Below are 13,246 nucleotides of genomic sequence, written 5' to 3'. Positions count from 1 at the left end.
CATACGATCTTTGTTTCGGTATGATGTTTTATAAAAACCGTTTGCGGAATTCGGTCGGCGTAATACCAACGTTCTTTTTGAACGCCATGCTGAAATAATTCGTATCGGTAAAGCCGACCTTGTTGGCTACTTCCAGTATTTTGAGCGAAGAATCGGCCAGAAGCTCCTTGGCCCGCTCGAACCGCACCCGCGTGGAGTAGTCTCCGAACGTTTCTCCGGTCGCTTGCTTGAAACGCGAGCTGAGATACTTCGGACTCATGTTTAAATAAGCGGCCAGATTAACCAGGCTGAGATCTTCGGATAAATGCTCGCGAATCCAGCTTTTGGCCTGTTCGATCATTTTGTACGAAGGAACATCCTTGGCATGGCGAATCGCTTGACCGACCTCGGCCGCATAGGCGGATAAAAATCGCGCCACCTCGTCCACGGTCTGGCAACTGTTCAGATCGACCAGAGGATTGGCAATCGATAGTTGCTCCTGCTTAATGCCCGCTTCCTTGGACAGACGCATGACGAAGAGAACAAGTTGGAACGAGATTAGCTTCACATCACTCCAGTCGAGCGTCCGCAAGTTTATCGACCATTCTTGCAAAATACGAAACACGTTGGCATCATTGCCTGCGCGCATTTCGCTCAGTAGGTACAGTTCCTTGTCCAGAAGACGGTTGTCCTCTGAAGCCTCCGCTTCGCCCACGCGGATTGTCGTGAGCTGGTAGGGCATGATCTGGCCTTTGCCGACAAACGCCTTGTATTCGATGGCGCGCAGCGCTTCATGGTAGGCTACATACATATGCTCAATGCCCTGCATCGGGGTGCTGAGGCCAATACTGATTGACATATTCAAATATTCTGAAAATAATACCTGCAGCCGCTCGGCGATGCCGTTCAAATACCCTTCTTCTTCGGCTCGGCTGCCAATCAGCAAAATGACCCTGCCGGGCGAATAGCCAAGCGAATACACATCGCCGTAAGACGCTGTCGCCTCTTCTGCCATCTTGCGGGACAAATACTGGTACAATTGGCGGTCTTGGGCGGAAGCCCGTTCCATCAGCGATGAGAAATCGTCAATATCCAGGCAAAGTACGGCGCAATAGCTTGTATCGTCAAACCGTACCCCGATGGAATCCAGCGCATTCAGGCACTCCTTTAACGGCCGGCGCTGCTGAACGAGGTCGATCAAAAATTGTTCGTGCGCGGCTTTGCTGTAATCCGTCACCTGCCGCTGCAGACGGTTCATATCCAGGTTGCGGTTTTCTCTTTTCTTCACGTGGCCGCTTGCCTTTTGCAGCGCTTTGTACAGCTCCTCCCGGATGACAGGCTTGAGCAAGTAATCGGAAGCTTGCAAGACGACTGCTTCCTTGACCAGTTGAAATTCGTCGTACCCGGTCAAAAAAATAATTTGCACGTCCTCATCATGGCTGCGGATCGCTCTGGCCAGTTCCATTCCGCTCATTTCCGGCATGTTAATATCCAGCAGTAAAATATCCGGCCGGGCCATACGGTATAATTGCCAGGCCTCCACTCCGTCGGCGGCTTCGCCGATCAGGCTGATGTCCAGTTCGTTCCATAGCTCCGAGCTTTTCAAGCCTTCGCGAATATAATATTCATCGTCTACGATCAAAGCTCTGATCATCATTGATGCGCCTCCTTTCGTATGTAGCAAGTTCTTCGGACGATATGGCGGGTACTGTGACCGATACGGTCGTGTATTTGCCTTTTTCGGTGGAAATGCCGATACCAAACCCCACCCCGAAACGGAGGCGCAGTTGGTCATGCACATTTTTGATTCCGTATACTTTGCCTTTTTCGCCATCGTTTAGCGCTTTGAAAATGTCCTGTAGCCGTTCTTCCGGTATGCCCTCGCCGTCATCGGTAACGCGAAAGGTCAGCACATGGTTTTCAAGCTCCGCGGATACCATGATCATGCCGGTGTCAGGCCTGCCCTTTAAGCCATGATAGATCGCATTTTCCACAATCGGCTGCATAATGAGTTTGGGCACATAATAGGGTTTGACAGCCTCATCTACCTCGCAGATCCATTCAAATTTATCCTTGAATCTGAATTTCTGAACCTTGACGTAGGCTGATACGTGTTCCAGCTCGTCGGCTACCGTAATCAGTTCATTCCCTTTGCTCAGGGTAATTCGGAAAAATTTTCCTAGCGCCCCGATGACCTCGCTCATCTGCGGCTGGTTGCTGGAGATAGCCAGGCCGTTTAGCGATTCCAGCGTGTTATACAAAAAGTGCGGATTAATTTGCGCCTGCAGCACTTCGATTTGCGCTTCCATGCGCTGACGCAGCATATCATAAATTTCCTCGTGCAGCCGGGTGTTTTCCTCCATCATGGTAATAAACTTCTCACCGATCTGCCCAACCTCGTCATTAGGTTTAAAAATGTGCTTTTGTCGGGCATGTGCATATTGATTGGCGACGATCATCGATCGGAGCCGATTGAGCGGCTTGCTGATGGAATTGCCCAGCTTCAGAGCGGCCAGCCAACCGATGATCAGCACAACGAGGAATATGCGGATCGTGAGCGTGCCGATCTCGTTCGCATCCTCATATAGCTTGGAATCCTCGATAATATTCACCAGTTTCCAGCGGGTTCGCTCGTTGTCCACCGAGGCGCTGAGATACGTTTTACCATCCAATGTCGTCTGCCCCCCGCCAAGATCGATCCGGGAAAGCAACTTCGCTGCGTTGTCGCCATTATCCAGGTCAGGTTGCGGCATCCGGTACATCACCTGCCCTTGATCATTGAGGATAAAAAATTGCGACTGTTCCGTCGGATTTAAAAACAGCAGCCCTTTAAAAAAGGCGTCTTTGTCGATTTCCAGCATCACGAAGCCCAGATCGTCATAATTGCCTTCCGTCCTTTTCAGCAGCTTGCAGACGAACATCCGGTTGGGATTGGCCGCTGTGCTTACTTCTTCAAACGGATTCTGGTTTATCCACATAATCGTGTTTTGATGCAGAATTTGGTTATAGTATATTTCGGCTTTTTTGGCGTCAAGGACGATTCTCGAACCGAACTGGACGCTGGCGCTGCCACGGTAAAGATGCATATTGGCGGAGCCGTTCTTGACATAAATCAGATAAGATGAAATATACGGCTTGGCCTGCGTATACACATTCATAATTTTGGACAGTTTATCCACATTGCGGATGTACTCAAAATCGTCCGCGACCGGAATGGCCAATATACTTTGAATTTCCTTGTTGCCCAAAATAACGTTCGTCAAATCGCCCACTTCATTGATCGCCCGATCCATGTAAAGCTCGGCCATCCTGAGCGAGGCTGTGGCATGATTCGTTGCATTGTCGCTTAGCTTCTGGGCAGTCAGCAAATAAAAAATAAGGCTGACGATGACCATCGGAATGACAATCAGGGAAGTAGTCAGCAAAAAAAACTTGCCGCGGATGGCCCGGACATTGATAAGTTCTTTCCATTTGTGAAGCATAGGACCCACCTCCGCCATCATCCATTTTTTCAGCTATTTGTTAATAATTATATCATGATGTGAGAAGTTGAAGCGCTCTCAATATTTGTGGAAGTAATAAAGCGAGCATGTGCGCTCTTGATTATCCGAGGTATTTTGAGCCATCCTAGCCTGACAGGGGATGAGGTACCCCTTCGCTTCTAACCAAAGCATCTATTTACAGCGCCTCGGCAATACCTTTCAATATTATTTGTGCATGAAAAAGCAGTTAGGTGAAGGTTTCGCTTTTTTATGTAAGGCATATTGGTTGAAATATTGAAAAAAATAGTTGAAATTTGAAGTATCTGGAATTTATAGGCTAATGTATAATTTATAAGACAACGCTTTCAAACTAACGTTATAACCTGTTGGACAGAAATCTCCGGGAGGTGATGCTCTTATAACTTTATTAACGTGAACATTTTCATACACGTGCTCGAAGCATCAATTGACGGTAATCGTGAGATACAGTCCTCCGGTTTGAATCTCTAGTGTGTTCTACAAAAAAAGTTTGGCCTGTGACCTACGGTTCCAGTAGGTCACAGGCCAAGTACACAGTGAAGAGACGCTTTTGGTTTCACATTCAATGCATCAACTATGCAGTAGTTTGTATCTAAAACAAAATAAAGTTTACTACCTACCATCACATTATCTAGAGCTCTTCCATGTGATTCTCCTTTCAAAACTCAACAATTACCTACTTGTCAGCCTTATCCACGACATCGTCGGCCTCCGTGCCGAGAATATTGATCAACGTGATTTCATTCCCCTCTTTGTCCGTTCCGATGGGATCATGCAAGGACACATCTTTACGCGTTTTCTTCAATGAGCGAAGATGCATAAGTATTTCATTTTCGATACAACGCGCTGCGAAAGTCGCCAGCTTCGTCCCTTTGTTTGGCGAGAACGATTCGATAGCTTTGATCAATCCGATCGTACCGATCGAGATTAAATCTTCGAGATCTTCCCCTGTGTTGTCGAATTTTTTGAGGTTGTGGACACGAAGCACCGTAATATTATTTTTTCGTTCTCCCCCACTACAAGCAAAACAAAAAAAGAGCCGCAACATGGCTCCCCCTTACAATCTAATCATAAACCACATCTTACAACTACTCATTTTTAATTTCCCAGTAGTTTCATTATTCGCAACTGTTACAATTTTTGCTTTCTTAAAGCATATTGTTAAAATTCTCCCTAAAATGATTTTGCTGAACATTGAAAAACTATGCAGCCTTAGCAGCTGGAGATCAACAGAGCGAGAAGCTGACGCTCGCCGAAGATTAAGACAACCTCCCACTCATCTAGCATATCCAAGTTTAACTTTTGGGTGCTCAATCTTCAGCTGCACCTTATCCAACACAACGTTGCCTTCCGAGCCGAAAAGTCGATCAATATATTCGCAGCCTCGGCGCCGACCAAGGTAAGTTCCAAGGCAAGCAGGCTAGGATTTTTCATACTGTTTTCCGGTACTCATGCGGGGCAAGGCCGGTCGATTTTTTAAATATTTTTGCAAAGTGGGATAGGTGCGTGTAGCCTAAAGATTCCGCCACGCTGCTAACTTTCATGTTCGTTTCGGCGAGCAGTTGCTTCGCCTTCTCCATCTTGGCCTCCAGCACATAGTCGGACAAAGCCCTTCCAGTTTCCTTTTTGAACCAGCGGGACAAATAGGCCGAATTGAGGAATACATACCCGGCGATATCCTCTCGTGAAAAATCATCCGTGATATGCTCCTCAATGTATTGCTGAACCTTAACGAGCAGCGCCGACTTCCCTTTGTGGTATTGCACCAAGAAACGAGCGGCTTCGGTCATAAGTAGAGATACGCTGTTCTGAAGCTGCATAATGGACCTTGGATACTGATAGAGCTCGGCCAGCATTTTTGGTCCGAATACATCTCGGATCAACACGCCTTTCTTATGAAACACTTGATAAAGCAAATGGATGAATCCATAGTAGAAGGCATTCAGCGATTCCTGGTCTGCGCCTTCGCTCCGAAGTTTTTCCATATTCACATCCAGCTTGGAAAGCAGTTCCTCTTCCTTGTCCTGCTCAAGAAGGATCGACCAGTCCGCAAAGGAAGGGCTCAAATGCAACTGGGCGGGCTGCAGAGGCTTCTCTTCATCGATCGCTATCACACCGCAGGTATTGATTACATTCGCTTTCTCCGCGGATAAAAGCGACTCATATACGGCCGTCAACTGAAGTGCCGGAACAGGGGCTGCAATATAACAAGACACGCTACACTGGAAATTGTCTACGCAAAATGCGTTATAACGCTCCGCCAGCCGCTTCACTCCCTCCTTTCCTGCAGATTCCAGTAAGGGCAGCGGATGATAGAGGAGTACCAGACTCAAGTCGTTCTCGATCGATACGACGAGACCTTTCTCGTCGTGCAGGAACACTTCCTCGGCAGTTTTCCGCAGCGCATAGCCCATAATTTCTTCGTCTCTAGGACTGAACAGCTCTTTCCACTGCTCTAAGCTGATAAGAATAGGCAACACCAGATCGCCCACTCCAATCGGAAGTCCGTTCTCTTCAAACTGCCGCTGCAATCCTTCCTTATCTGGAGCGATTCGGTAATGCAGCAAATCCTGCCAAAGACGCTCGGTTACGATTGGAAGCTGCTTCTGATATAGATTGCGATAATGCTGATAATGTTCGTTAAGGCTAAGCGCTTCTCGATCCTGCTCCACCTTCTCCAGCGCTTTCCAGATGACATCCTTCAATTGCCCGTGATCAACCGGCTTAAGCATATAATCAAAGCTTCCATGCTTCACGGCCATTTGCGCGTAATCGAAGCTGGCATGTCCGGTCAGAAAAATCGTCTTTATCGTCGGATAACGTTCGTTCACCCAATTCAAAAGGGCCAGTCCATTCATCTCCGGCATTTCGATATCGCAGAGCATAACGTCGATCGGGTGCGTCTGCAGGATATCTTGTGCGTCGATGGCGTCGTAGGCTTCGAACACTTGGCTGACATCTAGTTCTTCCCATCGGATTCCCTTGCGCAAGCCTCGAATGGCTACCGGTTCATCATCCACGACCAATACGTTGTACATTTGTCAGACTCCTTACTCCTGTTTTTCGGTATCCATCTTCAGTGGTAGACGTACCAACACCTGCGCTCCTCCGTTCGGTCGATTTCCGAACTGCACCGAAGCACGGCCGCCATAATGAATGTCAAGACGGTACAGTACATTCCATATGCCTATATGAGCGTGCCCAGATTCTTGGAGGTAGGTACTGGAAGACTGCAGCTGCTGCAGGAACTCCTCTGGGAATCCTACTCCATTGTCGGCCACCGAAATCTCTAACATGTCAGGGTCTTGTTCATCCTGATGGACAATAATTTCAATCAGGAACGTAGTCTTCAGCTTCTTAAAACCGTGAATGATCGCATTCTCTACGAACGGCTGCACGATGAGTGGTGGAATATAACAGTTGTCCACATCCTCAGTCGATTCAATGCGATAGCTAAGTCTGTCCTCAAAACGAAGCCACTGAATTTCCAAATAATTTCTAATATGCTGAAGTTCTTCGGGAAGGGTGATGCTGTTGCCATTCGTCTTAATGATGAAGCGGAAATAATGGGCCATATGCAGCGACATCTTCTTAATCGAGGTGTAGTCTTCCAGCACAGCCATATTATACATCAGATTCAGACAGTTCATATAGAAGTGCGGATTGATCTGAACCTGCAGATGCCTGAATTCCGCATGCTGTACCCGCAGTTTCTCTTCATACACATGAATTTTCAAATCGCGGATTTCTTCAACCATGCTATTGAAGGTTTGGGCAAGGAAAGCAAATTCGTTCGTATCCTCCAGCCGAAGACGCACCTCCAGATTGCCTAAACCGATCTTCCTCATTCCTCCGATCAGATTCGTGAGAGGATTAAGGAACAGTCTTTTCAGGAAGAGCAAGAACAATAAAAGAATCAAGATGGCGGCAACCGGCACCAAATAAATCACCCTTTGGAAAGAGAGCAGACTCTTGAACATCGCCTCTTCCGGCACCAGCTTGATGAAATACAGATTGGAAATGACCGATTTCCTGCCGACCATTAAATAGTTCAGTTTGGCTTTGGAATCCGCAACGGTTTGATATGATTCCGCCAGAAACGGCAGCTTTTCCCGTACCGCAGCCAGTTGGCTCTCTGATAAAGGATGCGCGCTCATTGGTACACCGGTCTCGGAGAGGACAAGCGCCATGCCGGTATCGTTCTGATCCATAAGGTTTAATGGAGAGACATACCTTTGAATGTCACTCCAATTGCCTATATATAAATTGCGGTTCACCCGGACTAAATTCGTCAAATAGTGGCTAGTGCCGACGTCAACAACATTCCAATTGCGATAATCGGTGCTGTCGTACTGGGAAATTAACCGTTCGATATGTTCGCGAATGGCGGCCGTCTTCTCGGCTACCCTATCTTCGGTCACCAGAATAAGATCTTTGGTTGCAATCGAATAGACGAATAAGGAATCCAAGTTGTTATTCAAATTAATATCTGTCGTAAATTTATTGATGATGGCGACCCGCGTCAGCACATAATCAGTCGAATCTGGCGAATACAGATTCAAGGTGTTCAGATTAAAATCCGTATCAGCATTATGAATCAAATATTTGCTGGTTTCCCGCAATGAGCTATCGATACGATTCACATAGGGTTCAAGTAGGCTGTTGTTGGTGCTTGCCACCTGATTACGCACAACGTTCATCGCATGAATGTTATTGTAAAACAAGAAAAAAAGTAATGGAGAAAACATAATTGTGAAGCCGATAAAAAATTTAAATCCGAGTGAACGCTTAAAATTCATGTTCCAGAACTCCCTATTTGAACCGTGCAAGCCGCTCGGCCGCTTCTAATGAAGTAGACTAAGGCAATCTCCCTTATCGAGATTGCCTTAGTCTTATAATCGGAGCTTTTGAAGACAGATCCGTATTATTTCTTGTTAGCAGCCAAGAACTCATCGAGCTGCTTTTGCTTCTCGGCCAAAATTTTGTCGAGGCCGGCTTCCTTCAGCTTCGCTTTGAATTTAGCCAGCACATCGTCAGGTTCAATCGAGCCGGTGTACAGCGCCGCCTGGAACTGGTTATTGACGTTAACGACAGCTGCAACTTCGCTCTTCACCGGCTCGCTGTTGAACGTAAAGCCAAGTGCCGGCGACGGCTTGCCTGCATTGTTGAACTGCTTGAACTTCTCCCACTTCTGCGGATCTTCGTTCGGCTGCAGGTAGTTCAGAAACTGGTTGCCGAACATCCAAGCGGAGCCTGGATTATATTTCTTGGAGCCCATTTCGGCGTCGATCACCGTATCCGATTTCTTCACATAATGAATGCCCTCGATCCCGAAGTTGAGCATGTTGTTCAGCATCTTGTCTGAATGCAGCATGTTGATGAACATCATGGCGCGCTCCGGATCCTTTGACGTTCTGGAGATTGCCAGCATTGAACCAGCCGCAGCAGCCGTTGAGATCGTCGGCGACGTAAGCTCCACCTGTATCAGCTTCTGACCGGTCGCGATCGCCATCTCTGCATCTTTACCAGGCTTCAAGCTTTGTGCTACAGCGAATACGTTGCCTGCTTTCATTTGGTCCTGAGGGAATACTTTCGCGGATGCGGCATCTTGGTTAATAAAGCCTTTTTTGAACCAATCGCGCATCAGCTTAATGCGGTCCACTGTTTCCGGCAGATCGAGCTCGCTAACGACCTTCGTGCTCGATTGGTCCTTCAGTATGATGCCGGGAATTGTTCCATCGCCAATGTAATCCCATTGATTGATCATGTTGATGCCGTTTTCCTGATTGGACATATAATATGGAATCATCTTCGGCTCATTATCTTTGATGGTCTTGAATAATGGTTCCATATCGGCAACCGTCTTCACCTTGGACAAATCCATATTATATTTGTCAACCAGATCCTTACGAAGGACGAAGCCGAGAGTTTGAGCAATCTCTTTATTCGTCGGAACGCCATAGTTTTTGCCGTTGATTTTAGAACCTACAAGGAATTGAGGATCCAAGCTTTTCTTGATATCTTTGCCGTATTTGTCGAGCAGGTCGTTCAGCGGTAGGAAAGCGCCTTTCGCTACATTGGTGGAGTGTCCGTTCCAAGAAGCCGTGAAGATGATATCCGCTTGTTCGCCTGAAGCAACGAGCAAGTTCATTTTATCGTTCCATGCGCCCCAATCGATCGGCTTAATCTGGATGGACGCGTTGATTTTTCCTTTTAGGTATTCGCTCATCTTTTCTTCAACTAACTTCTGGTCTGGTTGAGGCGTACCCGGGTAATAAAGCGTCAGTGTATATGGCTTTAGATTCGCTGCGCCTGCATTTGCCGTATTGTCATTCTTGGCGCTCGTATCTGCAGCCGGTGCTGCTTTATCGCTTGCCCCGCTGTTCGTAGCGGCGCCACTACAAGCTGCCAGACCCATGGACATGACTAGAGTCAAAACGGCAACTGCCATCAGATTCTTTCTTCCTATTGCTCTCTTCATTCAAATCACCCTCCATTGTGTATTGATCTATGCTTACCGGTTCTTTACTATTCATCCGGAATTAGCCGTTACCCTTTTACTGCCCCTACGGTCAAGCCCTTAACAAAGTATCTTTGGAAGAACGGATAAGCGAAGATGATTGGTCCGATACCGACGACGCACATCGCCATCCGAACCGTTTCGGTCGGCAGGTTGGCAAGGCCGCCTTGGGCGTTAATGCTTTGCGACGCATACGGATTCGAGGTCAAATACTGAATGTTGAGCATCGTCTTGTACATCAAGTATTGGAGACTGACCATCTGATCGTCGGTGATGAAGATCAGGCTCAGGAACCAATCGTTCCAGTACGTCAAAGTGGTGAACATCGCTACAGTCGCAAGCACCGGAAGTGAGAGAGGGATAACGATGCGCCATAAGATTTTCCACTCGCTGGCTCCGTCGATCGTCGCCGATTCCAATATTTCCTTCGGGATCGTGTTCGCGAAGAAAGTTCTCATCAGTAGGATGAAGAACGGCGAAATCAGCAGTGGGATGATCAGCGCAAGAAGCGAGTTTTTAATATCTAGTAGCTGCACATAAGTCAGGTAGAAAGGAACCAAACCTCCGTTAAACAACATTGTAAAGAACATGTAGAAGGTGAAGAAGCCTCGGTGTGAAAAGTCTTTACGCGAAATCGGGTAGGCGAACAATGCCATAAACGTGATTCCAACGATCGTTCCCACCATCGTTACGAATAGACTGATGCCGTAAGACTTTAGAATAGGTAGCCAGTTATCTTGAAAGAGGTACGTGTAAGCGAAAGTGCTGAACTTCTCCGGTATAATCTGATACCCGTTGATCAGGACTGCATTCTCATCCGATAAGGAAACGATGATCACCAGGATAACCGGGAATATGCAAGCGATTGCATACAACCAGAAGAAGATGTGTACGATCACCCGTGCAATAGGCGACATTTCGTTGATATGCTTCATTTTTTTTGTCAATGCGGTTTGCATGGACGAAGTTGTAGCTCCCATAATACACCTCCTAGAACAATGCGTTGTCTTTGCTGATGCGGCGGACGACGAGATTCGAGATTAGGACGAGAATAAAGCCGACCATCGATTGATACAACCCTGCCGCCGACGATAATCCAATATCCCCGCTGGTCAGAAAAGTCCGATACACATAAGTGTCAATCACGTTCGTCGTCGGAAAGAGAGGACCCGAGTTCAGCGTTACTTGGTAGAACAAGCCGAAGTCCGAATAGAAAATGCGACCGATCTGCAAAAGCGTCATAACGACCATGGTCGGTACAAGCAAAGGAACAGTAATCTGGATAATCTGCTGCCATTTGCCTGCTCCGTCAATCAGCGCCGCTTCGTAATATTCGTCGGATATGCTCATAATCGCTGCCAAATAAATGATTGCGTAATAACCAATGCCCTTCCAGGTATTCACAATCGGCAGAATAAACATCCAATACTTCGGTTCATTGTACCATTCGATTGGCTTCAGGTTGAAATACTTCATCAGGGTATTAAGCAGTCCGTGCTCTTGGCCGAGAAACGCAAAGCCGAGATAAGAGACGACGATAGCCGAAAGGAAGAACGGCATGAACATTGAACCGAGATAAAACTTCGGAAGAAACTTATTCTTAATCTCGTTAAGAAGAATAGCTAAGGCGACACCAATGATCAGGTTCAGCAAGATGAAGATCGTATTGTAGACGATCGTATTGCGGGTGATCACCCAAGCACTCTCGGTAGCGAACAAGTATTTGAAGTTCTGAAACCCGTTCCACGGACTGCCGAGAATACCGTCAGTATAGTTAATGTTTTTGAACGCGATTAACACACCAAACATCGGAATATAGTTATTAATCAGAAGAACGATGGACGCCGGAAGGAGCATGATATAAAATGGCCAGTATTTTTTCATCGTTCGCATGCAGTTTACCCCTTTCCTCTTTATTTGCTTTCTATGTACCTAATTATAGGATTACGCCTCATAAACACTCTACATACGAAGGTGACTTGATCATCACTTTTGTGACATAGTTTCGATTTTTTTCTAAGCGGATTTGACAAAATTCTATACCACAATTCCTGCCGAAAGTGGATCTTTAACAACGGAAATGCGCTTCGTTTGGGCGAACTTATACTCCAATCACAGGATGATCAACGATCAAGAAATCTGTAAAGAAGTAAATATGAGAAAAATTCAACTTTCTAATGGCTACTCAAATAGAAGGGCACAGCAAATAAGCCATCAAAATGATGATCACATGGAATACTAGGGATATGTTTGATTGTACGCGTCTTCCTCCATATTTCGACAATTTCCATCTTTCTCCTTCAATGTAATAAAGGTTAAACTGGAGGAAAACAGACAAAAGACCGTTTAAAGCCCTCTCATAGGCAATAAACTGTCTTTTAGCATCACACTTAATAGGTGCTTATTTTTTCAACGCCTCCACAACAAGAGGGTTCTTTGTTGATAACTATGCCATTACCGCTTCGCCTTATAAAACTCATGATAAAGCTTCATAAGTGCCCTTTTCTCAATCCGCGACACATAGGAGCGGCTAATCCCTAGCTCCTTCGCGATCTCCCTCTGCTTGCGCTCTTCGCCGCCAAGCTCCAACCCAATTTCCCTGTCTCAAGATTTAGGTCAACTCCACAATGCTGACAATGCATATTCTCTTTGAGAACTTCCAACATGTCCTCTCCTACTAAAAACTGAACATAATAGTTTGAGTATGAACTAAGGACTAAAGAGTCTTCATCGAGTTTGCGTGATAAAAAAATAGTGGGTTCGTTTTAGTTTGTGATTCATTCGAATTTCCAACTTTTCAGGTGACTCTATTGCAATTTCTCCGTCAGAAAAAACTAAAGCACTTCCAACATAACCTTGATGAGAAACAGATTCTCTATACCCATATTTGATGCACCGCGGAGTAAGACCTAAGGAAATTTTTAACTTCTGACTGTAGGTATCATCACAAATACAGCTTACATAAATACTTCGTTGATATTTCTTTATATGCTCAAACCGACTTTTGTCCATGCCAAAATCTCGTTCTCGATACAGCCTGTCTGTCATCAAATTTTTAGCAATCCAATTACATTAGATATTCGAGATTTAAATTTAAGTTCCTTTTTCAACTATACTGCCCGTCCCTTTAACGAGGCTGCCGATTCGTGCCGGCAGCCTCGTCTTGGTTTCACATTAAATATACGTTTTCCTCCCTCGGTTTTAAGGGTTTATCTCACGTATGCTC

General features: G+C 46.1%; 7 protein-coding genes and 2 pseudogenes. All 9 read right to left on the bottom strand.

The features are described from left to right. Window positions 1–28: 28 nt before the first annotated feature. Window positions 29–1,636: a response regulator gene (locus AC58P7_RS31575; RefSeq protein ID WP_497350063.1), complete on the bottom strand. Its 1,608-nt coding sequence runs from the start codon at window positions 1,634–1,636 to the stop codon at window positions 29–31. Continuing rightward, window positions 1,605–3,461, bottom strand: a complete 1,857-nt coding sequence (locus tag AC58P7_RS31570; RefSeq protein ID WP_497350061.1) for a sensor histidine kinase — start codon at window positions 3,459–3,461, stop codon at window positions 1,605–1,607. Before AC58P7_RS31570 ends, AC58P7_RS31575 begins: the two co-directional genes overlap by 32 nt. Window positions 3,462–4,188: 727 nt before the next feature. Continuing rightward, a pseudogene (locus AC58P7_RS31565) lies at window positions 4,189–4,548 on the bottom strand (sigma factor); the annotation flags it as partial. Window positions 4,549–4,930: 382 nt separating this feature from the next. After that, window positions 4,931–6,538: a response regulator transcription factor gene (locus AC58P7_RS31560; RefSeq protein WP_497350059.1), complete on the bottom strand. Its 1,608-nt coding sequence runs from the start codon at window positions 6,536–6,538 to the stop codon at window positions 4,931–4,933. A 12-nt stretch (window positions 6,539–6,550) separates the two neighbouring features. Then, entirely contained in the window at window positions 6,551–8,299 is a 1,749-nt protein-coding gene (locus AC58P7_RS31555) for a sensor histidine kinase (RefSeq protein ID WP_497350057.1), read from the bottom strand. 125 nt (window positions 8,300–8,424) lie between these two features. Continuing rightward, window positions 8,425–9,981, bottom strand: coding sequence for an ABC transporter substrate-binding protein (locus AC58P7_RS31550; protein WP_497350055.1), 1,557 nt, complete (start codon window positions 9,979–9,981; stop codon window positions 8,425–8,427). 68 nt (window positions 9,982–10,049) lie between these two features. Continuing rightward, complete coding sequence (locus tag AC58P7_RS31545) at window positions 10,050–11,000, bottom strand: carbohydrate ABC transporter permease (protein WP_497350053.1); 951 nt, start codon at window positions 10,998–11,000, stop codon at window positions 10,050–10,052. Between the two features lie 10 nt (window positions 11,001–11,010). After that, window positions 11,011–11,913, bottom strand: coding sequence for an ABC transporter permease (locus AC58P7_RS31540; RefSeq protein ID WP_497350051.1), 903 nt, complete (start codon window positions 11,911–11,913; stop codon window positions 11,011–11,013). A gap of 561 nt (window positions 11,914–12,474) precedes the next feature. Then, window positions 12,475–12,612, bottom strand: a pseudogene (locus AC58P7_RS31535) (sigma factor-like helix-turn-helix DNA-binding protein); the annotation flags it as partial. Window positions 12,613–13,246 lie beyond the last annotated feature (634 nt).

This window comes from Paenibacillus sp. J22FR5, from assembly GCF_059691975.1.
The sequence above is the reverse complement of the archived record's forward strand: the minus strand, read 5'-3'. Positions and strand labels throughout refer to the sequence as shown.